Origin of the sequence: Lentzea sp. NPDC058450 (assembly GCF_042721395.1) — a bacterium.
GTDB lineage: Bacteria > Actinomycetota > Actinomycetes > Mycobacteriales > Pseudonocardiaceae > Lentzea.
This window is the reverse complement of record NZ_JBHXLO010000011.1, coordinates 170,856-194,983: the sequence shown is the minus strand read 5'-3', so window position 1 is coordinate 194,983 and position 24,128 is coordinate 170,856. Positions and strand designations below refer to the sequence as shown.

18 protein-coding genes are annotated in these 24,128 nt (G+C 68.9%); 8 read left to right on the top strand and 10 right to left on the bottom strand.

All coding sequences use genetic code 11. From position 1 onward, the window contains the following. Positions 1-31: 31 nt before the first annotated feature. Genes ACFWNN_RS19575 through ACFWNN_RS19560 form a run of 4 tightly spaced genes read right to left on the bottom strand, consistent with a single transcriptional unit; the run spans position 32 to position 6,033 of the window. On the bottom strand, positions 32-1,549 hold the full coding sequence (locus ACFWNN_RS19575) for a protein kinase family protein (protein WP_382441328.1): 1,518 nt from the start codon (positions 1,547-1,549) through the stop codon (positions 32-34). 37 nt (positions 1,550-1,586) lie between these two features. Then, positions 1,587-3,227 (bottom strand): murein biosynthesis integral membrane protein MurJ, encoded by a 1,641-nt coding sequence (gene murJ / locus ACFWNN_RS19570; RefSeq protein ID WP_382441327.1) that lies wholly within the window; start codon positions 3,225-3,227, stop codon positions 1,587-1,589. Next, positions 3,224-5,521: a DUF6049 family protein gene (locus ACFWNN_RS19565; RefSeq protein ID WP_382441326.1), complete on the bottom strand. Its 2,298-nt coding sequence runs from the start codon at positions 5,519-5,521 to the stop codon at positions 3,224-3,226. The genes murJ and ACFWNN_RS19565 overlap by 4 nt, the downstream gene beginning before the upstream one ends. Continuing rightward, positions 5,518-6,033, bottom strand: coding sequence for an NUDIX hydrolase (locus ACFWNN_RS19560; protein WP_382441325.1), 516 nt, complete (start codon positions 6,031-6,033; stop codon positions 5,518-5,520). The genes ACFWNN_RS19565 and ACFWNN_RS19560 overlap by 4 nt, the downstream gene beginning before the upstream one ends. Positions 6,034-6,075: 42 nt before the next feature. Here ACFWNN_RS19560 and ACFWNN_RS19555 point away from each other — a divergent pair, with 42 nt between their 5' ends. Next, positions 6,076-7,509, top strand: a complete 1,434-nt coding sequence (locus ACFWNN_RS19555; RefSeq protein ID WP_382441324.1) for a CCA tRNA nucleotidyltransferase — start codon at positions 6,076-6,078, stop codon at positions 7,507-7,509. 84 nt (positions 7,510-7,593) lie between these two features. Beyond that, positions 7,594-7,863: a LuxR C-terminal-related transcriptional regulator gene (locus ACFWNN_RS19550; protein ID WP_382441323.1), complete on the top strand. Its 270-nt coding sequence runs from the start codon at positions 7,594-7,596 to the stop codon at positions 7,861-7,863. Here the strand turns inward: ACFWNN_RS19550 and ACFWNN_RS19545 are convergent. After that, the gene (locus tag ACFWNN_RS19545) at positions 7,792-9,132 is read right to left on the bottom strand and encodes an MFS transporter (RefSeq protein ID WP_382441322.1); all 1,341 of its coding nucleotides are present in this window, start codon (positions 9,130-9,132) and stop codon (positions 7,792-7,794) included. The two genes, ACFWNN_RS19550 and ACFWNN_RS19545, sit on opposite strands and share 72 nt — an antisense overlap. 238 nt (positions 9,133-9,370) lie before the next feature. On the opposite strand from ACFWNN_RS19545, the gene ACFWNN_RS19540 reads away from it, so the two are divergent. Continuing rightward, on the top strand, positions 9,371-9,949 hold the full coding sequence (locus tag ACFWNN_RS19540; protein ID WP_382441321.1) for a YqgE/AlgH family protein: 579 nt from the start codon (positions 9,371-9,373) through the stop codon (positions 9,947-9,949). Between the two features lie 100 nt (positions 9,950-10,049). Here the strand turns inward: ACFWNN_RS19540 and ACFWNN_RS19535 are convergent, their stop codons facing one another. Beyond that, complete coding sequence (locus ACFWNN_RS19535; protein ID WP_382441320.1) at positions 10,050-10,454, bottom strand: SdpI family protein; 405 nt, start codon at positions 10,452-10,454, stop codon at positions 10,050-10,052. Between the two features lie 250 nt (positions 10,455-10,704). Between ACFWNN_RS19535 and leuS the strand changes: the two genes are divergently transcribed. After that, a complete protein-coding gene (leuS, locus tag ACFWNN_RS19530; RefSeq protein ID WP_382441319.1) occupies positions 10,705-13,482 on the top strand; it encodes a leucine--tRNA ligase in 2,778 nt (925 codons plus the stop codon). A gap of 434 nt (positions 13,483-13,916) precedes the next feature. Here the strand turns inward: leuS and ACFWNN_RS19525 are convergent, their stop codons facing one another. Further along, the gene (locus ACFWNN_RS19525) at positions 13,917-14,624 is read right to left on the bottom strand and encodes a hypothetical protein (RefSeq protein ID WP_382441318.1); all 708 of its coding nucleotides are present in this window, start codon (positions 14,622-14,624) and stop codon (positions 13,917-13,919) included. Between the two features lie 54 nt (positions 14,625-14,678). Continuing rightward, entirely contained in the window at positions 14,679-15,389 is a 711-nt protein-coding gene (locus tag ACFWNN_RS19520; RefSeq protein WP_382441317.1) for a TetR/AcrR family transcriptional regulator, read from the bottom strand. A gap of 112 nt (positions 15,390-15,501) precedes the next feature. Between ACFWNN_RS19520 and ACFWNN_RS19515 the strand changes: the two genes are divergently transcribed. Continuing rightward, a complete protein-coding gene (locus ACFWNN_RS19515; RefSeq protein ID WP_382441316.1) occupies positions 15,502-17,625 on the top strand; it encodes an MMPL family transporter in 2,124 nt (707 codons plus the stop codon). Here the strand turns inward: ACFWNN_RS19515 and ACFWNN_RS19510 are convergent. Together ACFWNN_RS19510 and ACFWNN_RS19505 are read right to left on the bottom strand one after the other, a co-directional pair. Beyond that, on the bottom strand, positions 17,556-18,632 hold the full coding sequence (locus ACFWNN_RS19510) for a cytochrome D1 domain-containing protein (RefSeq protein WP_382441315.1): 1,077 nt from the start codon (positions 18,630-18,632) through the stop codon (positions 17,556-17,558). The genes ACFWNN_RS19515 and ACFWNN_RS19510 overlap by 70 nt on opposite strands. A 122-nt stretch (positions 18,633-18,754) precedes the next feature. Next, the gene (locus ACFWNN_RS19505) at positions 18,755-20,722 is read right to left on the bottom strand and encodes a DUF2339 domain-containing protein (protein ID WP_382441314.1); all 1,968 of its coding nucleotides are present in this window, start codon (positions 20,720-20,722) and stop codon (positions 18,755-18,757) included. Positions 20,723-20,834: 112 nt separating this feature from the next. Here ACFWNN_RS19505 and ACFWNN_RS19500 point away from each other — a divergent pair, with 112 nt between their 5' ends. Genes ACFWNN_RS19500 through ACFWNN_RS19490 form a run of 3 tightly spaced genes read left to right on the top strand, consistent with a single transcriptional unit; the run spans position 20,835 to position 24,099 of the window. Further along, on the top strand, positions 20,835-21,800 hold the full coding sequence (locus ACFWNN_RS19500) for a LacI family DNA-binding transcriptional regulator (RefSeq protein ID WP_382441370.1): 966 nt from the start codon (positions 20,835-20,837) through the stop codon (positions 21,798-21,800). Next, a complete protein-coding gene (locus ACFWNN_RS19495) occupies positions 21,797-23,197 on the top strand; it encodes a sugar ABC transporter ATP-binding protein (protein WP_382441313.1) in 1,401 nt (466 codons plus the stop codon). Before ACFWNN_RS19500 ends, ACFWNN_RS19495 begins: the two co-directional genes overlap by 4 nt. Continuing rightward, entirely contained in the window at positions 23,194-24,099 is a 906-nt protein-coding gene (locus ACFWNN_RS19490; RefSeq protein ID WP_382441312.1) for an ABC transporter permease, read from the top strand. The genes ACFWNN_RS19495 and ACFWNN_RS19490 overlap by 4 nt, the downstream gene beginning before the upstream one ends. The last annotated feature ends 29 nt before the right edge of the window (positions 24,100-24,128 follow it).

The following is a 24,128-nucleotide window of genomic DNA, read 5'->3' as shown; positions in this document are numbered from 1 at the left end:
CCTACTCGATTCGCCGCGTTGCCGATCGGCGTCACTGCGCGCGGGTGTAGAGGACCTCTCGGATCTCGCTCTGGTTCTTGCCACCGCCGGTGCTCGCCAGCTGCGTGATCCAGATCAGCACGTGCCCGGTCGGCTCGTGCTCGTTCAGCTGGATCTGCGTCTGCCCGTCGGACAGGTCCGCGACGCCGATGACCTTGGTCTCCTCCAGCGGGGAGTCCAGCGCGGACGCCACCCGGATCTCGACCTTCGTGCCCTTGCTGGGCGAGGTGATCGTGACCGAGGCCAGCTTCACCGGTTCCGCGAACGACGCCATCAGGCCGATGCCGGGCTTGAGCGCCGGGAACGGCTGGAAGTAGTTGTCGGTCCGCCAGAACGTGCCCGCGTTGTTGTCCGCCGCCCGGCTCGCCTGGTTCGCGTTGTCGGGCTGGTTCGTCACGTCGTAGACGCCCAGCGCCGCGGGCTGCACCGGTCCGGCCGGCGCGGGCGGTGGCGCGGTCTGGCCGTTCGAACCGGGCTGGTTGATCACCACGGTCGGGCCGCCGCCCTTGGACGGCTCGTCGCTGAAGAAGCCGACGATCTGCACGCTCAGCCAGACGATCACGGTCAGCGTGGCCACGGCCAGGACCGCGACGCTGATCCACAGCTTCTTCTTCTGCTGCTTGTCCTGCCGCGGCTTCTGCGTCGTCCACACGACCTGGTCGTCGTCATCTTCGCGCGACGACACGGCCGGGATCAGCGACGTCTGGGCCTCTTCTGCCGCGATCTGGTCCAGGACCTGCAGGATTGCCGCCGACGTCCGGATGCCGCCCACGGAGGTGTCCTCCAGCGAACGGACCGCGACGGACGACAGGTCGTGCGGCAGGTACGGGTGCAACGCGTTCGGGGCGACCACGGACCCGTCCGGCCCGGTCGGCGCGATCGGCACGCCCTGCGGACCGTTCGGCAGCGCCCACCGGCCGGTGAGCAGCAGGTACAGGATCGCGCCGAGGCCCTTGACGTCGTCGCGCGCGATCGCGTCCGGCCGCGGACCGGGGAACGCGAGGCGCAGCCGGCCGTCCGAGGTGACCCGGATGCGCTGCGGGTGGTCGGCGCCCAGCACGAGCCCGGCGTGGTGCGCGCCCTCGATGGCGGCGCCCAGCGGTTCGAGCAGGCGGGTCGCGGCGCCCGCCGGCAGCGGGCCCTCCGCGATGAGGTCCATCAGGTCGGTGCCCTGGGTCCACTCGGCGATGACGATGCCGAGGATGCCCTCGTCGGGACGGATGCCGGTGCCGGGCGTCAGCACGTCGATCACCCGCGAGACGCCGGGGTGCGTGAACGACGACGCGTGCATCGCGCGTTCGACCGTTCGGCGGGCACGGGCGGCTGCCTCGTTGTCCGCGAGGTTGCCCACCAGGACCGTCAACGCCACGTCCCGGTTGAGCTGACCGTCCCGCGCGCGCCACAGTTCGGCGTTCGACCGGGCGTCTGCTCCCGACTTGGCGAGCAGCCGGTAGCGGCCGTTGCCGATGACGCCGCCGGGGACCAGGGCGGCGTGGACTCCGCTACTCACGGAAACGAGGGTACGGGACGCCGGTCACGGACTGGAGTCACCGTCGCCGCACCAAACGGTTGATCTTCGCGATGGCCGGCTTCATCTCGGGTACCCGGAACGCCGCCAAAAGGCCGAACGCCAGCGGCAGCCCGATCAACGTCACCAGGATGGTCTCGAACCAAGCGGCGACTCTCACGTCGGAGAAGCTGATCAAGTCCAGGACCAGCATGTTCGCGCCCTTGGCGACCGCGAACGCGACCGCGGACGCCACGACGGTGAGGCACACGGTCCAGATCGTGAACCCGGTGCGCAGCCGACCGAGGCGGATCCGCAGCCACACCTGACCGACGATCGCGCCGAAGACGAAGCTGAGCGACATCGCGAGCGACACGCCGACGGCGAGCTGCTCGGGCTCGGACACCGCGAGGAAGAAGTAGAGCAACCCGATCCGGACCGCCACGATCAACGCCTGGATCAACGTCGGCGTGCGCGCGTCCTTCATCGCGTAGAAGACCCGCAGCTGCAACAACGTGATCGCGTACGGCACCAGGCCGAACGCCGACAGCGAGAGCGCGAGGCCGACCGCGGTACCGCCCTTGACGCCCGAGGCGCCGAACCCGAACGCGGCCAGGCCGATCGCCACACCCGACACCGTCATCAGCACGCTGAACGGCATCAGCAGGATCGTCGACATGCGGTTGCCGAACAGCAGGTCGCGCACGACCGCGTCGTTGTCGTTGTTCGCCGCGGCCCGGCTCATCTTCGGCATCAGCGCGGTCAGCAGCGAGACGCCGAGCACGCCGTAGGGCACCTGGGCGATCAGCCACTGGAAGTTGAACGCCGTCAGGGCGCCGTCGCCGTGGGTCGCGACCTTGGTCAGCACCGTCATGCTGGCGAACCCGAGGCCCACGTAGAGCAGGACCCAGAACGCCAGGTTGCCGAACTCGGCGAGCCGCGCGTCCCAGCCGAACCGCCACTTGAACCGGAAACCGGTCCTGCGCAACGCCGGGAACAGCACCAACGCCTGCACGGCGACACCGAGCGCGGTGCCGAGGCCGAGCACCAGGATGTGGGTGTCGGTCATCGAGACCGGGTTGAGCGTGATCTCGCCGGGGATCAGCCAGTAGACGCCGAGGACCAGCATCACGACGAGGTTGTTCAGCACCGGCGCCCAGGTGGGCAGGCCGAACACGTGCCGGGCGTTCAGCACCGCGCCGATCAGCGCGGTCAGGCCGTAGAACACGATGCCCGGCAGGACCAGGTAGGCGAACGCGGTCACCAGGTCGCGGTTGGCGTTCGGCGAGTCGGCGATGAACAGCGAGGTCAGCAGCGGGGCGCAGGCCACCGCGAGCACCGTGCCGACGCCCAGGATCGCCGTGCCCATGCTGATCAGCCACTGGGCGTACGACTCACCGCCGTCGCCGTCCTCCTTCTCGGCCCTGACCAGCAGCGGAATCGCGACGCTGGTCAGGATGCCGCCGAGGAGCAGTTCGTTGATCATGGTCGGCAGCGTCGAGGCCGCCTGGTAGGAGTCGTTGAGGGTGCTGATGCCGAGTGCCGCGACCAGCAGCACCTTCGACAGCAGACCGGTGACCCGGCTGACGATCGTCGCGATCGCCATCGATCCGCTGGCTCGCGCGACCGATGGTTCCTGCTTCTGCTGCTCTGGCTGGGTGGTCGTGGCTGTCTCGCTCACGCGCTCGACTTCTCCGGTGTGACGTTCTCGATGGATGGCGCTTCGCCGTTCTCGCCGTTGCGAGCACGGACCCGCTTGTAGATCCGACGTCCGGAGAGCAGCACGAGCGCGACGCCGGCGATCATCGTGATGATCACCGTGATCGTGCCGTACGCGGACGACGAGACCTCCAGCTTGACAGTGTCGCCCAGTGGAACGCCCTCGGGCGTCGTCAGCCGGACGTTGACCGGGAACCGGCCCGACCGCAGCACCTCGACCGGTACCCGCACGACGCGTTCGCCGCGGGCGGGAAGCACCTGGTCGGCGAGGTCGAGCTTGCGGATGCCGGGGGTGTCGGCGAGGTTGATCCGCACCGTCACGCGCACGTCGAGCTTGTTCGTGATCGTGACGGGGATCGGGCTGTCGCCGGAGCCGAGCAGGATCGGGCTGTTCGGCTGGGTCACGCCGACCATGCCGGTCAGCGCGTTCAGCTCGCCCTGGCTGGCCTGGGCCGCGGCCTGCGCGCCCTGCTCGTTGCCGCGCCACGCACCCGACATCACCCGCAGCAGCCCGAGCCACAGCGGGTCGGCGAGGTCGGACGGCGACGCGTGCGCGCTGTCCTCCTGCTGCATGGCCGCGACCAGGCCGTTGAGCTCGATGCTCTGGTCCGTCACGGAGTCGGTGATGGCCGGCGAGACCTCGCGCGCCCCGGCCTCGGCCGGGTAGGTGATCTTGGCGGTGGTCGTCTCCGGGGTGGCGGAGGTGAGCTCGGACAGACCGGTCTGCGTCGCGTATCCGCCGTTCAGCAGCTTCTGCGCGGTCGTCAGGAACTCGGTCATCTCCGACATCGGCGCCTGCCACCGGCGCGGCGGCGCGATCAGCACGTTGCGGCCGTCGCCCTGCCAGCCGGCGCGGAACACCAGCACGGCCAGCGCGTTCTGCACGGACACCGGCTGGCTCTCGAACGGCGCGGTCGCCCCGGACAGCGTGCGGGGACGGGACTCGCTGCCCAGCAGCGCGTCCGAGACCATCGAGTCGATCCGGACGGCGGTGACCGGGTTCTTGCCGGCGATGCCCGCGGGCGCGGTGCCCGGAGCGTCGGAGACACCGGTCGGGTCGAGCAGCAACGACTTCGCGCCGGGGTACTTCTTGTCCGGTTGCGGGGTGACCAGCTCGTCGAACGTCGACTGGTCGAGCACGCCGTCCTCGGGCCACACCAGGTCGGGCAGCGGCTGCACGGACAGGACGTCCTGGATGAGCTTCGGGCCGTCGGTCACCGCGAGCGTGCGCATCGTGGCGAGCTTCGCTCTGTTCAACGCCACGAGGTCGGCGTCGGCGTACGGCAGGGCCACGACGCACCGGCCCGTGACGGCGAGCTTGAGCCGGTCGAGCCACAGCTTGGCCTCGGACTTGCCCTTGCCCTCCGCGCCACCGCGCACCTCGTACCCGGTGCTCATGGCCTGCACGGTCCGCAGCAGGTCGGGGTCGATGGCGAGGCACATGGCCGTGCTCATCTGCGAGATCGACTGCTCGTAGGCCTGCAACAGCCCGTACAGCCGGCCGTTGACCGAGAGCGACGTCGCGAGCTCGTCGTCGATCAGCTCGGACTGGCCCTCGTCGCCGAGGCGGACGAGCCGGGGGCGGTCCGCGATGGGCCACAGCACGGTGAGCTTCGCCGGGGCACCCGGCTTGGCCTTGGTCTCGCCGCCGGGCACGCCCAGCACGGGCAGCAGCGTCGAGAGCGCCGCGAGCCGCGCCTGGCCGCCGAAGTCCGGCCTGCCGTTGACGTTCGCGAGGATCGGGTAGATGCCGGGCTGCTCGACCTCGAGCGAGGTCGGCTCGGTACCGCGCAGCGGCACCTCCAGCGTGAAGTCCTTCTGCGCGCCGGGTTCGAGCTCGCCCGCGATCGGGGTGAACTTCGGCTGGACGGCCTCGGCGGCCGCCGGTTCGCGCAACGCCTTGCGCAGGTCGTCCTCGGTGCCGAGGGGCTCACCGCGTTCGAGCCGCAGCACGATGTCGAACACCTTGCGGTCACCGACGTTGACGATCTTGCCGGTGATCTTGACGGTGCCCGGCGAGTCGCTCGTGACGAACCGCGGGGTGAGCTGGTCGATGTCGAGCCGCACGAACTGCGGCTGCGCCGTGCCCGGCTGGGCCGAGAGAGATCTGGTCGCCCACACCTGGGTGGCGGGCGCGGGCATGAACGGCAGCGCGTCGATCTCGTCCGGTTGTGCCTGCTGAGCGCCCGCGGGGGGCGCCGTGATCACCACGAACGCGACCGCGGCGGCTGTGCAGACGAGCTTCCTCAGGCTCACGCCGGCCCCGCCCCGTTGCGGCAGCGGTCGGCGAGCAGTTCGGCTGCTCGACGGACCAGACGGCGTTCGTCGGCATGTGCCAACCGCTCGTCCAGCTCGCCGAGTGGCACCCACGCCACCTCGGTGACCTCCACGTCTTCGTCGGAAAGCTCTCCCCCCGTCGCTTCGAGGAGGAAGTGGTGAACCGTCTTGTGCACCCGGCGGTCGTCCGCGACGAACCAGTAGTCGATCGACCCCAACGGGCGCAGCACCCTGCTATGAATACCGGTCTCCTCGGCGACCTCGCGCACCGCGGTCTGTTCCGCGGTCTCGCCGGCCTCGATGTGACCCTTGGGCAAAGACCACAGCAACCGGCCTCGCCGGTCAAGTCTGCCGATCACCGCGGCCCGTTGCTCGCCGTCGAGCACCAGGCCACCGGCCGACGTCTCGTCGACGGTCTTGAGCCTCCGGCCCCGGCGCCTCTTGCGGCGCCCCGGCTTGGAACCTCCGGAACGTGCGGCTGACGGGGGCATGCAGCCGATCGTACTTACGAAGCTTAAGTACGCTGGTTTCTCGTGTCTCGATCGCTCCAGCAGAATGCGGTGGTGGAAAAGCCCGCCATCACACCTGTCGTCGCCGAACTCGCCGCCCGGTTCGCCGCCGACGGCAAGCGCCTCTACCTCGTGGGTGGAAGTGTGCGCGACGCCGTGCTGGCGCGCCCGACGAACGACTTCGACTTCACCACGGACGCCCGGCCCGCCGAGATCCAGCGCCTGCTGAAGGGCTGGGCGGACGCGCAGTGGGACACCGGCATCGCGTTCGGCACGGTCGGGGCGTCCAAGCACGGCGAGATCATCGAGATCACGACCTTCCGCGCGGACGTCTACGACGGCGTGACCCGCAACCCCGAGGTCACCTTCGGCGACTCGATCGACGGCGACCTGGTCCGGCGCGACTTCACCGTCAACGCGATGGCGTTCGACATCGCGGCCTCCGAGTTCGTCGACCCGACCGGCGGCCTGCAGGCGGCGCGTGAGGGCGTGCTGGACACCCCCGCGACCCCGCAGGAGTCGTTCGGCGACGACCCGCTGCGCATGCTGCGCGCCGCGCGGTTCGTCTCCCAGCTCGGCTTCACGGCGGCGCCGCGGGTGGTCGAGGCGATGCGGTCGATGGCAGCCCAGCTCACCCGCATCACGCCGGAGCGCGTGCAGGTGGAGCTGTCGAAGCTCCTGTGCGGGGCGCACCCCCGCCGCGGCATCGAGCTCATGGTCGAGACCGGTCTGGCGGACATCGTGTTGCCAGAGCTCACGGCCATGAAGCTGGAAATCGACGAACATCATCAGCACAAGGACGTCTTCGACCACTCGCTGGTTGTGCTGGAACAGGCAATTGATGTTGAAGAAGTTGATCAGTCACCCGATCTGGTGCTGAGGATCGCCGCGTTGCTGCACGACATCGGCAAGCCGGCGACCCGGAAGTTCGAGTCCGGCGGCGGCGTTTCGTTCCACCACCACGAGGTCGTGGGCGCGAAGATGGTCCGCAAGCGCTTGCGGGCGTTGCGGTACTCGAAGGAGATCACCGAGGACGTCGCCAAGCTCGTCTACCTGCACCTGCGGTTCCACGGGTACGGCAACGGCGAGTGGACCGACTCGGCCGTGCGCCGGTACGTGACCGACGCCGGTGACCTGCTGACGCGGCTGCACAAGCTCGTCCGTGCGGACTGCACGACCCGCAACAAGCGCAAGGCGAGCTTGCTGCGCCGGACGTACGACTCTCTCGAGGAACGCATCGCGCGCATCGCGGCCGAGGAGGACCTGGCGCGCGTGCGTCCGGACCTCGACGGCAACGAGATCATGAAGCTGCTCGGCCTGCCGCCGGGCCGTGAGGTCGGTGCCGCGTGGAAGTTCCTCAAGGAGCTGCGGCTGGACCGCGGGCCGCTGGAGCGCGACGAGGCGGAGGCGGCGCTACTCGACTGGGCGCGCGAACAGGGGATCACCCCTCCGGCCTAGTTACTCATAGTGAGTGAATGCAATCCCCGCGTGAGCGAAGTGTCAGCGGGGCACGGCACCATGTGAAGTGCGCCAGGGGGGCGCATGGGGGTGGTGCAGATGTCTTCTCAGGGACTTTTCGCAGGTCCGGCGGTATACGACCTGGGTGTCCTGACCGACGACCAACGCGCGGTGCTGCGGTGCATCGCGCGCGGTCACGCCGACCACGAGATCGGGCGCGTGCTCGGTCTCGGGCAGCAGCGGGTGCTCGACGAGGTGGCGGAGATCCTGCGTCGCCTGGATCTACCCGATCGAGTGGCTGCTGTCGTTTTCGCGCACGAGGCCGGAATGCTGCACCTGCCGTTTCCGCGCTGACAACGTGAGGAAGCCGGCCAGGCCGACGAAGTAGAGGGCGGCGGCCGCGAGCATGAGGGCGGGCGCGCGGCCGTTGAGGGGGACGACCATCGCCGTGATGGTCACCGCGGTGACCTGGGCGACGTTGAAGAGCGTGTCGTAGAGGGCGAACACGCGGCCGCGCACCTCGTCGGGGATGTCGTGCTGCACGGCGGTGTCCACGCACAGCTTGACGATCTGACCTGCGAAGATGACGAAGAAGCTGGCCGCGAGGATGGTCGGCAGCGTCATCGGCAGGCCGAGGCCGACCTGGGCGGCGGCGCTCAGCAGCAACGCGCCGCAGATCGTGCGCGTGACACCGAACCTGTCGACGATCCGGTCGGTCAGGATGCCGGCGAGCAGCACACCGGCACCGCCGGCGACCGCGACCTCGCCCAGCCCACCGATGCCCGCTTTCAGGATGCCGACGTCCTCGAGGCTGTAGCGCATCAGCAGCAACGTGATCATCAGGCTGATGCCGAACGCGGCCCGGTGGGCGAGCACGGCGGCGAGCGCGGCCGTGACGCTCGGCGTCCGCCAGGTGGCCTTCGCGCCGTCCAGCAGACCGCGCGCGACGGCCATGAACGCGTTGTTGGGCTCGTCGACCTCGTCCGGCCCGAGCACCCCGGGCTTGAACCTGCTGGCGATGAACGCGCTGGTCAGCAGCCCGATGATGGCGATGCTGGTGGTCCACCCGGACCCGCCGTCCCCGGCGCCGAGGATCGTCCGGAACCCGATCGCGCACGAGGCACCGACCACGGCCATGATCGCGCCGGCCGTCGTGGCCAGCGCGTTCGCCTCGACCAGGTGATCTTCGGGCACGACGTGCGGCAGCGACGCGCTCAGCCCGGCCCCGACGAACCGCCCGATGCCCATGACGATGAGCGCGGACACGTACAACGGCAGATCGCTCAGCCCCGCCCCGACCGCACCGGCCGTGAGCAGCACGAACACCGCACGCGTGATGTTCGCGACGACGATGACCTTCTTGCGGTCCCACCGGTCGAGCAACGCACCGGCGAACGGCCCGATGATCGAGTACGGCAGCAGCAAGACGGCGAACCCGGTCGCGATGGCCAGCGGATCGGCCTGCCGCTCGGGGTTGAAGAGCACGGCCCCGGCGAGCCCGGCCTGGAAGAGCCCGTCACCCCACTGCGAGGCGAGCCGGGTGGCGAGGAGTCTGCGGTAGGCGGGGATGCCGAGGAACCGGCGTGATCCCCAGTGGTGCTTCTCCACCGCAAGCGTTGTCACCGTTGCACTCTATGCGCGAGGTGGTGAAAACCACGAAAGCCGGACCTCACGGTCCGGCTCCCCTGGTGCCGGATGCCAGGTCGCCTCACGGCGCGTTGCACCAAGCGGTTCCAGCCGAACGGTATTCCGCAAGGGCGGTTGTCTGTTGAGCCCGGGGGACACAAAGACATCCGACACCTCAGTCTAACGGGGTGCGGCCCTGAGTTGTTCCGGCGATCACGGGTGATTTCATGGTGACGTGCGTCCCGATGACGAAGTCGAAGTCGAGCCAGGCTCCCTCTTGGTGGCCGCTCCGAGCCTGAACGACCCGAACTTCACACGCACCGTCGTCTACATCATCGACCAACGTCCCGAGGGGACCCTCGGCGTCGTGCTGAACCGACCGTCCGAGGTGGCCGTCCACGACGTACTCCCGCCGTGGGGCGAGCACGTCACCAAGCCGCAGGCCATCCACATCGGCGGCCCGGTGGAGCAGAAGACCGCGCTGTGCCTGGCCGCGCTCAAGCCCGGCACCGACCCGTCGTCCGTCGAAGGCCTCGTCAGCGTGCAGGGCCCGGTGGCGTTGGTGGACCTCGACGCAGACCCGGACGACCTGATGCCGCTGGTGCGCGGCCTGCGGGTGTTCGCGGGGTACAGCGGCTGGGGCGAAGGACAGCTGCAGGGCGAGATCGACCGCGGCGACTGGATCGTCGTCACCGGCCTGGCCGACGACGTGCTGGTGGGCGCGAACGTCGACCTGTGGGGCCGCGTGCTGCGCCGCCAGGGCATGCCGCTGGCGTTGCTCGCGACCTACCCGAAGGACGTCCGCGACAACTGATTCACTGGGGAGTTCGAGCCCCTGCGCTGATTCACGTGAAACGTGGGCACGAAAAAGGCCGAACCACCTCGGTGGCCCGGCCTTGTGCTTCTGGGGAGTTCTAGAGGCCCGCGAGGGGCGAGCACCCGCCGCCACCGCACGCACAGCCACCGCAGCCCTTCGGCTGGACCGGCTCCGGCACCAGCGCGGCGGCCTTGCTGCCCATCACGCCACCGGCGAAGGCGATCACCAGCGCGCCGACCAGCCCGATGATCCCGGCGGTCACCGCCAGGTCCGCCATCACGAACGCCATGGCGCCGGACACGACCGCGACGACACCCGCCGCGACGTTCGGCACGCCGGCGACGCGGTTGGCCAGAGCGAACGTCTCCTCGTCGCGCACGGCGGCGGCGGTGCGCACGCCGACGTAGCGGTTGCGGCGCAGCTTGCCCTGCAGACCCAGCAGACCGACCGCGCCGAGAGCGACGCCGAGCACACCCAGGACGACCGACAGCACGATGTTCACCCCATGAGGGTAAGCCGGGAGCCGAGCTCACCTCGACGTCACCCCGCTCGGATGTGCCTCAGAACACCGCCGGGTGCATCGCGCTTGCCCTGCGCTGATACCGTTGACGACATGAGCACGGCCCGCCTGCTCCTTATCTAGCCGCGACGACCCGTTCGAAAGACGGTCGGCGCGGCCACCCTCCATGCCCTTCTGGGCTGGGGGGTTTCGTCATGTCAGGGGCAGGAACAGACGTGAGAGGGACGCTGAAATGAGTACGGACGCGGCGGAGATTCCCGCCTACCGCTACACCGCCGAGCTGGCGAACCAGATCGAGGAGCGGTGGCAGCGGTACTGGGAGGACCACGGCACCTACCACGCTCCCAACCCCGTCGGCGCGCTCAAGGGCGACGTCCCCGCGGACAAGCTGTTCGTGCAGGACATGTTCCCGTACCCCAGCGGCGCGGGCCTGCACGTCGGGCACCCGCTGGGCTTCATCGGCACGGACGTCTTCGCGCGGTACCACCGCATGAACGGCCGCAACGTGCTGCACACCATGGGTTTCGACGCGTTCGGCCTGCCGGCCGAGCAGTACGCGGTGCAGACGGGCCAGCACCCGCGCAAGACCACCGAGGACAACATCAACACCTACCTGCGCCAGATCCGCAGGCTGGGTCTGGGGCACGACGAGCGCCGTCGCATCTCGACGATCGACCCCGAGTACTACAAGTGGACTCAGTGGATCTTCCTGCAGATCTTCAACTCCTGGTACGACGCGGATGCGCGGAAAGCCCGCCCTATCACCGAGTTGATCTCTCAGTTCGAGTCTGGCGAGCGGGACGTTCCGGGCGGCCAAACGTGGTCTGAGCTGTCTTTTGCCGACCAGCAAAGGATCTTGGGCGATTTCCGCCTGGCCTACATGTCGGAGGCGCCCGTCAACTGGTGTCCCGGACTGGGTACTGTCTTGGCGAACGAAGAGGTCACCGCGGACGGTCGCAGTGAGCGTGGCAACTTCCCCGTGTTCAGGAAATCCCTGCGCCAGTGGATGATGCGCATCACCGCGTACTCGGACCGGCTGATCGACGACCTGGACCGGCTGGACTGGCCGGACAAGGTCAAAGCCATGCAGCGCAACTGGATCGGGCGCTCGCACGGTGCCCGAGTCCGATTTGCGGTGGGAAGCGAGAACATTGAGGTCTTCACGACCCGTCCGGACACGTTGTTCGGCGCGACCTACATGGTCCTGGCACCGGAACACGAGCTGGTGGACCAGATTGCGACGCCCGATCGCGTGGCAGACATCGCCGCGTACCGGCGCGCAGCGTCCCTGAAGTCCGAACTGGACCGTCAGGAGAACAAGGAGAAGACCGGCGTCTTCATCGGGGCGTACGCCACGAACCCGGTGAACGGCAAGGAAATCCCCGTCTACATCGCCGACTACGTCCTGATGGGCTACGGCACCGGCGCGATCATGGCCGTCCCCGGCCAGGACCAGCGCGACTGGGACTTCGCGGTCAAGTTCGACCTGCCGATCATCCGGACCGTCCAGCCGTCCGAAGGCTTCGAGGGCGACGCCTACACCGGCGACGGCCCGGCGGTGAACTCCGGCTTCCTGGACGGCATGGCGATCGACGACGCCAAGAAGACGATCATCGGCTGGCTGGAGGAGCAGGGCGCCGGCCACGGCACCGTCCAGTTCAAGCTGCGCGACTGGCTGTTCAGCCGCCAGCGCTACTGGGGCGAGCCGTTCCCGGTCGTCTACGACGAGCACGGCACCGCCATCGCGCTGCCCGAGTCGATGCTGCCCATCGAACTGCCCGAGGTCGACGACTACTCGCCGCGCACCTTCGACCCGGAGGACGCGAACACCGAGCCGTCCCCGCCGCTGTCGCGCGCCACCGAGTGGACCACGGTCGAACTGGACCTGGGCGACGGCCTGAAGACCTACCGCCGCGACACCAACACCATGCCCAACTGGGCGGGCTCCTGCTGGTACCAGCTGCGCTACGTCGACCCGGTCGAAACCGAGCGCTTCGTCAACCCGGAGAACGAGAAGTACTGGCTGGGCCCGCGCACCGCGGACCACGGCCCCACCGACCCCGGCGGCGTGGACCTGTACATCGGCGGCGTCGAACACGCCGTCCTGCACCTGCTGTACTCCCGCTTCTGGCAGAAGGTCCTGTTCGACCTGGGCCACCTGTCCGGCGACGAGCCGTACCGCCGCCTGTTCAACCAGGGCTACATCCAGGCCTACGCCTACGTGGACCCGCGAGGCGTCTACGTCCCGGCCGACGAGGTCGTCGAACAGGACGGCAAGTTCACCTACAACGGCGAAGAAGTCCGCCGCGAGTACGGCAAAATGGGCAAGAGCCTGAAGAACGTCGTCACCCCGGACGAAATGTGCGAGCGCTACGGCGCAGACACCTTCAGGTTCTACGAAATGTCCATGGGCCCAATGGACGTCTCCCGCCCGTGGGCGACCAAGGACGTAGTAGGCGCCCAACGCTTCATGCAACGCCTGTGGCGCAACCTGGTGAACGAAACCGACGGCTCCCTGCGCGTAACCGACGAAGAGGCCTCGACCGAGGCCCTGCGCCTGCTGCACAAGACAATCGCAGGCGTACACGACGACTACGCCAACCTGCGCTACAACACCGCAGGCGCAAAGCTGATCGAACTGAACAACTACGTCACCAAGCACTACTCCGCAGGCACCCCCCGCCCCCTGGCGGAAGCCCTGGTCCTGATGCTGGCCCCCCAGGCCCCGCACGTGGCCGAGGAACTGTGGTCCAAGCTGGGCAACGAAACCTCCCTGGCCCACGGCCCGTTCCCGGCAGCGGACGAGCAGTACCTGGTAGAGGACACGGTCGAGTACCCGATCCAGGTCAACGGCAAGGTCCGCTCACGAGTGGTCGTGTCGGCCTCCGCAGCCCAGGACGAGATCAAGGCCGCGGCCCTGGCCGAGGAGAAGATCGCCGAACTGGTCGCAGGCGGCGAGCCCCGCAAGGTCATCGTCGTCCCAGGCCGCCTGGTGAACATCGTTCTGTAGCGACAAAAAGCAGAGAGCCGGTGCCGCCCGCAAGAAGGGGCGGCACCGGCTCTCTGCTTTACGCGAAGCCGAAGGCGAGCCCGAACGAGCGCGCGAACTGCAATGGCGCAGCCGAGCCACCTGGCCCCCAACGCAATGCCGAAGGCGAGGCGTCCCTCCTGGGCGCACCACGGCAACCGGTAATGACGTGACGTGCCCGCCTAACGTGCCCATGCTGCAAAGAGATTGGGGCTTGACTTTGGGTGCGAGGTGCTAGCTTCTCGAGCTCGGCCGGGCGCTTTTCAGCCCGGCCTTTTCCGGCCGATGAGCGCCTCGCAAGGGCCCCGAAGTCAAGCCCCAATCTCTATCGACGCGCAGCGGCGATGACGCAACCAACACTCGTCAAAGTCTTTGCACCAAACGCAACCACCAACAAAAGGTGACTGACCGGAGTCCTAATCCTCAGGCCAAGCCTCAGGCGCCGGCCCGAACGCCCGACGAGCAGCCCGAACCGCCAGCGCCGCCATGGTCGCGTTGGCGCCACCACCGATCAACGCCCCAACACCGAACGGAACCGCGCGCCCGAGCACGAGGATCCCCTGCCGGGTGCCGTACTTGGTGACGAAGTTCCTGCCCAGAACCTTGTTGATCTGCCTCAGAGTCGTCACTGGCACGGCACTCACGAGCTGACGGGCCCAGTGCTGCCCAGTCCGCTCGGCGATCTTGCCGATGGTCTTGGTGCTGCCCTCGCCGAGCAGGATCCCCAGCACGAGAGTCCGGCGGCGTTCGAGCTCGCTGACCGGAACCCCGTGGACCTCGGCGACCGACAACACGAACAGCGCGCTCAGTTCGAACGACGTGAGCGCTTCGCCCGCCGACAACGCCAGCGCGATCCCGGTGCCGACACCGGGTGCGGCCGCGGCGCCTCCCACCGCGGCTCCGGTGCCCGCCAGAGCGCTGACGTACATCTTCTCCAGGGTGCCGATGACCTCGGCCGGCGTCGCCTCCGGATTGCGCTGGCGGGCGCGGGCGATGTTCTTGCGCACTAGTGGCGTCTGCAGGCCGATGGCCTTGTCCAGCAGATCCAGGATGGCCTGGCCGGGTCCACCCGACGGGACAGGTTCTTCGATGGCAAGCTCTGCCGAGCTGTTGGCGTCGACCACGGGTCGTATGTCGCCGAACCCCCGACCAGCGCTACACGAGCCACCAACCAGGGATCAGCTCTCCACGAACCCGATGTCGGACAACATCTGGTCCAGCATCGAGTCGAACATCGGCTCCGGGTTGCTGACCGCGAACGGGAACCGCCCGAACACCTCCAACGCCACGTGCCCGTACAGCCGGACCCAGGACTGCACGACGTGGTAGATCTTCCCCAGGTTCAGCACCTCGTCCGCGAGCGTGACCCCGTGTTCCGCCACCGCGTCCCGCAGCACCTGCTGGAACCTCACCAGGTCCTCGTGCAGCACCGCGGGCACCTCCTCGTGCACGTGGTTGGCCTCCTCGTTGGACGCGATCAGCGGCCCCGCGAGTTGCAGGAACACCGAGCCGAACTGGTCGGCTCCGATGGGGTCCCGCGGCGAGGCGAACACCAGCGCGAACTCCTGCGGGTGTGCCAGCGCCCAGCGGCGGAACGCGTGGCACACAGCCCGGACCTTGCACCCGACCTGACCTGACGTCTCCGCGGCCAGGTCCGCGTACAGCGCCGCGGCCATGTCCGCGCAGATGTCGTCGCAGAGTTGCCGCAGCAGGGCGTCGTGGGAGTCGTAGTAGCGGTACAGCGCCGGCGCGGTGATGCCTAGTTTGCGCGCGATGGCACGCAGGGTAACCGCGTCGCGGCCGCTTTCCACCAAAAGGGCGCGGGCCGCCTGCCGAATCTCACGCTCGGTCTCTGCGCGGAGTCGTTCTCGGCGAGTGGCCTCGGTCATATGTCACTCCATCGGGTTGTAGACCCCGGTCACGGCCCCGTACGGTTTCAGTGAACGGTGTTTACAAGAGTTCACGGGATTTACAGCACGGTAACCCAGGAGGCCGTCGTCGATGTTCGCGAAGTGGGGCTCGATCGCATATCGCCGCCGATGGGTGGTCTTAGTAGCGACGGTGTTGCTCGCCGTGCTGGGTGGCGTCTGGGGGCTGGGGGTCTTCGACAAGCTCAGCCAGGGCGGGTACGAGGCTCCTTCCAGTGAGGCTGCGCGGGCCGACAAGGTAGCCGAGCAGGCGTTCGGGCGGCAGAACGGTGACGTGATCGTCATTTATCGCGGCGATTTCGCGAACCCGCTCGAACTCAAGAAGGTCGCCGACCACATCAGCGGCTTCCCGAAGGACGACGTGCTCAAGGCCGTCGGGCCGGTGCCTTCGGACGACCAGCAGCAGGCGCTCGTCGCCATCACGCTCAGCAGTGGCGACTCGAACGAGCAGATCAAGCAGTACAAGGACATCGAGCCCCAGCTGAGCATCGACGGCTTCACCCAACAGGTCGGCGGCCTGGTCCCGACCCAGAAGGCCATCAACGACATGTCCCAGGAGGACCTGACGCGCGCGGAGATGTTCTCGCTGCCGCTGGTCCTGCTGCTGCTCGTGATCATCTTCGGCGGACTGGTCGCGGCCAGCCTCCCCGTCGTCGTCGGCGGCCTCGCCATCATGGGCGCGCTCGGCGTGCTGCACGCCGTCGCCCTCTTCACCGACGTCAACTCGTTCGCGGTCAACGTCGCCTCGCTGCTCGGCCTGGGCATGGCGATCGACTACGGCCTCTTCATGGTCGGCAGGTTCCGCGAGGAACTGGCCCAGGGCCGCACCACCGAACAGGCCGTTGCCCGAACGGTCGCGAGCGCCGGCCGCACGGTCGTCTTCAGCGCGACGCTGCTCGTCATCGCCCTCGCCGGCCTGCTGCTCTTCCCGCACGGCTTCCTCAAGTCCCTCGCGTACGGCGGCGTGAGCTCGGTCGCGATCGCGGCGCTGGTCTCGGTCACGCTGCTGCCCGCGCTGCTCGGCGTGCTCGGCAAGCGGGTCGACAAGCTCGCCATGCCGTGGCGCAAGAAGGAGCCGAGCGAACGCGGCTGGCGCAAGCTCAGCGGCGCGGTCATGAAGCGGCCCGTGCTGATCGCGCTGCCGATCATCGGTGTCCTTATCGCGCTCGGCTCGCCGTTCCTCGGCGTCCAGTTCGGCCAGGTCACCGAGAAGGTCCTGCCCGAGGGCAACGTCGTGCGCGTCGCCGCGGAGAACATCAACCAGAACTTCTCCGCGCTCTCGAACACCGGCTTCAAGATCGTCGTTCAGGGCGGGCAGGAAGCCGAGGTCCAGAAGTACCTCAGCGAGGTCGCGAACGTCCCGGGCGTCGGCGAGGTCCAGCCGACCGGCCAGGGCAACGGCGTCACGGCCGCGGCCGCCGGGCTCGACCACGACGCGCTGAGCGAGGAGTCGAAGCAGGCGCTCAAGGACGTCCGCGCACTTCAGGCCCCACCAGGCGCCGAGGTGCTGGTCGGTGGCAACACCGCGATGGTGAGCGACTCGCTCGACGCCATCGCCGACGGCCTGCCGCTGATGGTCACGCTGCTCGTCGGCGCGACGCTGATCCTGATGTTCCTCGCGTTCGGCTCGGTCGTGCTGCCGATCAAGGCCGTGCTGATGAGCGCGCTGTCGCTGTCCGCCACGTTCGGCGTGCTGGTCTGGATCTTCCAGGACGGCCACGGCGCCGACTGGCTCGGCGTCACGCCGGGACCGCTCGAGTCCGGCATCGTCGTGCTGATGGCGGCCATCGTGTTCGGTCTGTCGACGGACTACGAGGTCTTCCTGCTCAGCAGGATGGTCGAGGCCCGCGGCCAGGGCGCGACGACCGAGGAGGCGGTGACGACCGGGCTCGCGAAGACCGGCCGGGTGATCACCTCGGCCGCGCTGCTGCTGATCGTGGTGACCGGCGCGTTCGCGTTCTCGCAGGTCGCGATGATGCGGTTCGTCGGCGTCGGCATGATCCTCGCGCTGGCGCTCGACGCCACCGTGGTCCGGATGCTGCTCGTGCCGGCCGTGCTCAAGCTCCTCGGCAACGCCGCGTGGTGGTCACCGGGCCCGCTCAAGCGGATCCAGGAACGCCTCGCGCTTCACGACGAGCCGGTGGACGACCTGGACGACTTCGACGACGAGGTCCGCAGGCCCGTCCCGGTGGGCTGAGGCGGGAAGGCGATCATGGCCGCGTCGAACCGGCGCGGCCTCGCCTCCAGGTCACCCGTCTTCATCAGGTACGTCGTGAGCACCGCGTTCGTGCTGTCCAGCACCGTCGTCGTCGCGCCGGTCGCGAGGAACACCCTCGTGTCCCCCGGCGCGATGGCGACGTTCGGCGTGTCGATGGGCAAACGTTCGCGCACGGTCATGGACGCCGCGTCCACCACCACGACGGACCTTTCCTTCGGCAACGTCAGGTAGACCGTCGAGCCGTCGGGGGTGACGGCGATGCTGCCCGCTCCCCTGCCGACCGGAAGCGTGCCGACCACCTGGTTCGTGGTCGTGTCGATCACCGACAACGTGCCGGGCGTCCTGTCCCCGAGCCGCATGCTGCTCACGTACAACCGCTTGCCGTCCGGCGAGAGCGCGAGGTGCTGCGGCAACCCGCCGACCTGCACCGTCGCCGTCTGGAACGCCGTCGCGGTGTCGATCAGACCGACCGTGCCGTCCTGCGAGTTCGCGACGTAGAGGATCCGGTTGTCCGGGTGCACGGCGAGTCCCTGCGGCTGCCCGCCGGCCTTGACCACGGCCACGAGCTCGAAGTTCTCCGGGTTCACCACCGCGACGCCGCCGCTGGCCGAGACGTAGAGCCGCTGGCCGTCCGGGCGCATCACCGCGTGCGACAGCGTGACCTGGGTGAAGATCCGGTCGACGATCTCACCGGTGCGGGGATCGACCGCGGTGATCGTGCCGCTCCAGCCGTTGATCACGTAGAGCCGCCGCCCGTCGGGCGACACCGCGAGTCCGGTCGCCCGGCCGCCCGTGTCGGTCTGCACGAGAACGGCACCTGTGCTGGTGTCGATGACCTGCACGAGACCGGTCTTGCCCACCACGTACGCGAGCGGTGCGATCGACGCTGAAGATGTGGTCGTGTACTCGTGTCCTTGATGGACACCCATCGCCGCGAAGGCCGCTGAGAGCGCTAGAACCGCGGCCACGAGGCGTGGCTTTGCCATACGCCCGATGGGAACACTTCCGGGTGCTTTCGATCCACTTCAGTCACTCGACCGAGGGAAATCTTTGCCTGGATGTAGTACGACCGTGGCCCGCGACGGCGGTGCGGGCCACGACCCCACGTCTAGTGGGAGTGCGGAGCGGCTGGTTTGGATACGTATGACTCGGGATCCTTGGCCGATGTCACCAGTTTGGCGTAACGGGTGCCTGCGGTGAGCAGGACCAGACCGGCGCCGAGGAACGCCAGCACACGCGCGATCCCGTCCAGCGCCGACAGGTCGAACAGCACCAGCTTCACGACCGCCGCGGCCACCAGGATCAGGCCGGAGATCCGCAGCGCCTTGTTGTTGATCCCCTTGACCAGCAGGAACAACGCGGCGATCGTCCACGACACGGTGACCACCGAGTGTCCGAAGAGGAACCCGGTCTCGTCCGGCGACGCCATCAGCGCCGCGCACAGCACCACACCCGCCGCGCCGTAGAGCATGATCAGACCGGCGGCGATCCACGGCACCGGGTGCTTGGCCGGCTGGCGCAGCACCTGCATCTTCAGCGCCGCCCACGGCAGCACGGCCGCGAACACGCCGAGCACGACCGACGTCACGAGACCGGCCGCGTAGTCGCCGGTCTGGACGTTGCTGAAGAACCGCGGCTCGTCCAGCAGCCACGTGATCGGCACCGCGATCCCGATCGTCATGATGAACCCGAGGAAGCCGAACGCGATCGAGCCGACCAGCGCGGCCTTCTTGTTCAACCGGGCCGCGAGGAACGCCAGCAGCACGGCCTCGGCCAGCACGATCGCCGTCCGGATGTTGCCGTCCAGAGCCATGACCGTGGTCTGGAACAACGCGAGCATGCCCATCGCGCCGGCCGACAGCGAGAACCCGCGCGGCAGGTCCGGGATCATCCAGATCGCCAGCAGCACGGCCGCGACCACACCGGCGAGCACCGAGTTGGCCGGGGCGTTCAGCAACGTCGTGGCGAACAGCGACGGCAGCGCCGAACCCGCGATCAACGCGACGGCGACGGCGTCGTCGGGACGCTTGCGGATCGTGAGGAACGCCACCGCGATGCCGACGACGGTGGTGGCGGCCGCGACGCCGACGACGGTCCACTCGTACGAGCGCGGGATGGCGTTCGCGGTGGTGAGCAGCGAGGCGATGATCGGCGGGAAGCCGCCCGCGATCGCGAGACCCGGCCAGTTGCGACGGATGTGCACGGGCGTGCTGGCCATCTTGAGCACCAGCAGGAAGCCGACGAGCAGGACCGTGAAGCCCTCGGTGATGATCGGCGAGCACACCGCGCACGCTGCGACGACGGTGACCGCGAGCGCTTGCGACTCCCAGCGCACGGCCAGCACGACACCGGCCGCGGCCACGCCGAGCCCGACCAGCAGGCCGACGCTCTCCGGCAGGAATCCGTAGAGGCTCGTGGCGGCGATGACGTCCAGGTAGAGGCCCGCGAACCCGGTGAACGCGAGGGCCATCGCCCCGGTGCGCCCGGCGGGGGTGCGGTGCAGCCACATACCGATGCCGACCAGCGCGCCGCTGAACACGGCACCGCCGATCACCCGCGGCACGGGGCCGAGCCAGCCGCGTTGCACGGCCAGGACCAGCAACAACACGAACCCGAGCACGGTGATCGCGCCACCGACCCAGGCCAGCAGCTTCGAGCCGGCGCCGTCCTTGCCGAGCTTCTCGAACAACGACTCGCGCGGCGGCGGAGGCGCACCCCACGGCTGCTGCGGAGGCTGCGGCCATTGCTGACCGGGAGGCGGCGGCAGCTGAGGGCCGGGCGCCGCGAACGGCGGGTGCTGGGCCGAGGCCGCGGTCTGCGGCGACCAGGGGTTGGGTTGCTGCGGCACGCCTGCGGGCGGCTGCTGCGGAACCCCCGCCGGCGGCGTGGGGACGGTGGTGGCCGGTGGCTGCGGCACCTCGACGGGCCGTGCCACCTCAGGTGCCTCGACCACTGCGGTCGCGGTCGCGCCGGAGCGTTCACGCATCTCCGCGCTGATCGTCGTCAGCCGCTGCCCGATGGCCGCGAGCTCCAGCGCGAGGCGCTGTTCGTCTCCGAGGCGATCCTGTCCGTTCATGGCATCAGAGTGAGGCAGCGCACGCCGAGTGACATCCGTACACCTACTCATCCGCGCATCTCAGCTTGACTACATCCATGTGTAATCGATTAACTACGGCCTCGTGACGACCATGAAGGATGTCGCCCAGCACGCCGGAGTCTCCACGGCCACCGTGTCGCGAGTGCTCAACGGCCACGCCGCGCCGACGCCGGAGACCCGCGAACGGGTGCTCGCCGCGATCGAGGAGCTCGGCTACCGGCCGAACGCCCTGGCGCGATCCCTCAGGACCACCAGCACCCAGACCCTCGGTCTGGTCATCAGCGATCTGCTGAACCCCTTCTTCGCCGAGATCGCCCGAGCGGTCGAGGACGAAGCCCGGTCACACGGCTACTGCGTCGTGATCGGGAACGCCGACGAGAACACCGAGCAGGAGGCGACCTACGTCCGCACCCTGCTCGACCGCCGGGTGGACGGCCTCCTGCTGTGCCCCGCGACCGACGACCCGAGTCTGGTTCGCGAAGTGAGCGCAGGCGGCGTGCCCGTCGTCCTGCTGGACCGGACGGTCAGGGGCGCCACATGCCCCGTCGTCCGGGCCGACGGCAGCGAGGCGTTGACCGCGCTCGCCCGGCGGCTCGTCGGCGCCGGACACACCCGCATCGGAGTGATCGCGGGACCGCCGAACACCTCCACTGGAAGAGAACGCACGGACGTGCTGACGGGCTCGCTCGGCGGCCTCGCGCAGGTCGTGCACGGTGACTTCCGGCAGGAGAGTGGCAGCCAGGCCGCCGCCAAGCTGATCGACGACGGCGTCACGGCACTCATCGCGATGGACAACCTGATGGGCCTCGGCGCGCTCGGCGAGGTCAGGGCCCGCGGCCTGCAGATCCCGCACGACATCGCGTTCGCGGTGTTCGACGACCAGCCGTGGTTCCCGTTGCTGGACCCGCCGATCACGGTCATCGCGCAGCCGACCGTCGAGATGGGCAGGGCCGCGGCGCGCAGCCTCCTCGCCCTGATCGCCGGCCGCCAGCCCGACGATGTCCGGCTCACCGCGAAGCTCGTGCTGCGCGGCTCGCTCGGGGAGGCCGAGCTGTGATCACGGCCCGTGGCATCACCAAGCACTTCGGCAGCACCAAGGCCCTGGACGGCGTCGACCTGGACATCAACGCCGGTGAGGTGCACGTCCTGCTCGGCGAGAACGGCGCCGGCAAGTCCACCCTGGTCAAGATCCTCGCGGGCATCCACCGCCAGGACGCGGGCACCATCGAGGGCCACGCCAGCCTCGCCGTGATCCACCAGGAACTGGCGCTGGTTCCCGAGCTGTCCGTCGCCGAGAACCTGTTCCTGAACCGGCTTCCGCGCCGGTACGGCTTCGTCGACCGGGCCGAGATGCGCCGCAGGGCCCCGGAACTGCTCAACCGCGTCGGCCTGAACGTCGACCCGGACGCCAAGGTCAAGGACCTCGGCATCGCCCAGCAGCAGATGATCGAGATCGCCCGCGCGCTCGACAAGAACGCCGGCGTGCTGATCCTCGACGAGCCCACGGCCGTGCTCACCGAGACCGAGACCGACCGCCTGCTGGAGATCATGGCCCAGCTGCGCGACAACGGCGTCGGCCTCGTCTTCATCACCCACCACCTGGACGAGATCCAGCGCATCGCCGACCGCATCACGGTTCTGCGCGACGGCCGGAGCGTCGGAGTCCTCGGCCCGAACGCCACCACCCAGCACATGATCGAGCTGATGGTCGGCCGTCCGATCGACGAGCAGTACCCGCGCGCACCACAGCGTCCGGGCCAGCCGTTGCTGAACATCCAGGGCCTGACCAGGCGCGGAGCGTTCGAGAACATCACCATCGAGGTGCACGCGGGCGAGGTCGTCGGCATCGCGGGCCTGGTCGGCGCCGGACGCACGGAGGTCGCGCGGGCGGCGTTCGGCGTGGACGCCTACGACCACGGCACGGTCGAGGTCGACGGGAAACCGTTGCCCCGCCACGACGTCCAGGCCGCGATCAGGGCCGGACTGGGCCTGGTGCCGGAGGACCGCAAGGGCCAGGGCCTGGTCCTCACCGCCACGGTCGGCCAGAACCTCGAACTCGTCACGCTCGACGACCGCGACCAGAAGCGCCTGCACGACATCGCGGGCAAGCTCCGCATCAAGGGCCGCGTCGAGCAACCGGTGAAGGAGCTCTCCGGCGGCAACCAGCAGAAGGTCGTCATCGGCAAGTGGCTGCTGGCCGACCCGAAGGTGCTGATCCTCGACGAACCGACCCGAGGCGTCGACGTCGGCGCCAAGGTCGAGATCTACGAGCTGATCAACCGCATGACCGCGCAGGGCCGGGCCGTGCTGCTCGTGTCCAGCGACCTCCCCGAGGTGATCGGGATGAGCGACCGCGTCGTCGTCATGGCCCACGGCCGGGTGGCCGGTGAGCTGCCCAGGGGCGCGACCCAAGACCAGGTGATGGCACTCGCCGTGCAGGAGATCTCAGCGTGAGCACGATCAGCATTCGCAAGTACGCAAGCGAGAACGGTGCTCTCGCAGGACTCGTGATCCTGGCTCTGGCCATCGCGATCATGCAGCCGGCGTTCCTCAACGCGCAGAACCTCCTGAACGTCGGCGTGCAGGCCGCGGTCATCGCGATCATGGCGTTCGGCATGACGTTCGTGGTGGTGGCGGGCGGGATCGACCTGTCCGTCGGCAGCATCGCCGCACTCGCCGCGATGGTCGGCGCCCTCACCGCGGGCCCGCTCGGACTCGTCGTGGGTGCGTTGTGCGGCTTGGTGAACGGCGCGTTGATCAGCTACGGCAAGCTGCCGCCGTTCATCGCGACGCTGGCCATGCTGAGCGTCGCCCGCGGCCTCACCCTGGTGTTCTCCGAGGGCCAGCCGCACGAGACCGACGCGCTGGTGACGTTCCTCGGCTCGAACCTCGCGCCGATGCTTCCGTTGCCACTGCTGCTGATGCTCGCGTTCTTCGGCATCACCGGCCTGGTCCTCACGCGCACCAACCTCGGCCGTCGCATGTACGCGATCGGCGGCAACGAGGAGGCCGCGAAGCTCAGCGGCATCGACGTGCGCCGCAACAAGCTCTGGATCTACGCGCTCTCCGGCCTGTTCGCCGCCGCCGCGGGCCTCGTGCTCGCGGGACGGCTCGGGTCCGCCGGTCCGCAGGCAGCGGTCGGCTACGAGCTCGACGCCATCGCCGCGGTCGTCATCGGCGGTGCGTCGCTGTCCGGTGGCGTTGGCCGCGCCACCGGGACGTTGGTCGGCGCACTTGTGCTCGCCGTCCTGCGCAACGGCCTCAACCTGCTGCAGGTCCCGCCGTTCTGGCAGCAGGTCGTCATCGGCGCGGTGATCGCTCTCGCCGCGCTGCTCGACTCACTTCGCCGTCGCTGAGAGAAACCCGCAACAGGTAAGGAAGACAC

Coding starts and splice junctions, on each gene's coding strand:
- ACFWNN_RS19560 (WP_382441325.1), bottom strand. CDS start 6,033: ATGCCCCCGTCAGCCGCACGTTCCGGAGGTTCCAAGCCGGGGCGCCGC.
- ACFWNN_RS19550 (WP_382441323.1), top strand. CDS start 7,594: ATGGGGGTGGTGCAGATGTCTTCTCAGGGACTTTTCGCAGGTCCGGCG.
- leuS (WP_382441319.1), top strand. CDS start 10,705: ATGAGTACGGACGCGGCGGAGATTCCCGCCTACCGCTACACCGCCGAG.
- ACFWNN_RS19520 (WP_382441317.1), bottom strand. CDS start 15,389: ATGACCGAGGCCACTCGCCGAGAACGACTCCGCGCAGAGACCGAGCGT.
- ACFWNN_RS19515 (WP_382441316.1), top strand. CDS start 15,502: ATGTTCGCGAAGTGGGGCTCGATCGCATATCGCCGCCGATGGGTGGTC.
- ACFWNN_RS19510 (WP_382441315.1), bottom strand. CDS start 18,632: ATGGCAAAGCCACGCCTCGTGGCCGCGGTTCTAGCGCTCTCAGCGGCC.
- ACFWNN_RS19505 (WP_382441314.1), bottom strand. CDS start 20,722: ATGAACGGACAGGATCGCCTCGGAGACGAACAGCGCCTCGCGCTGGAG.
- ACFWNN_RS19500 (WP_382441370.1), top strand. CDS start 20,835: ATGAAGGATGTCGCCCAGCACGCCGGAGTCTCCACGGCCACCGTGTCG.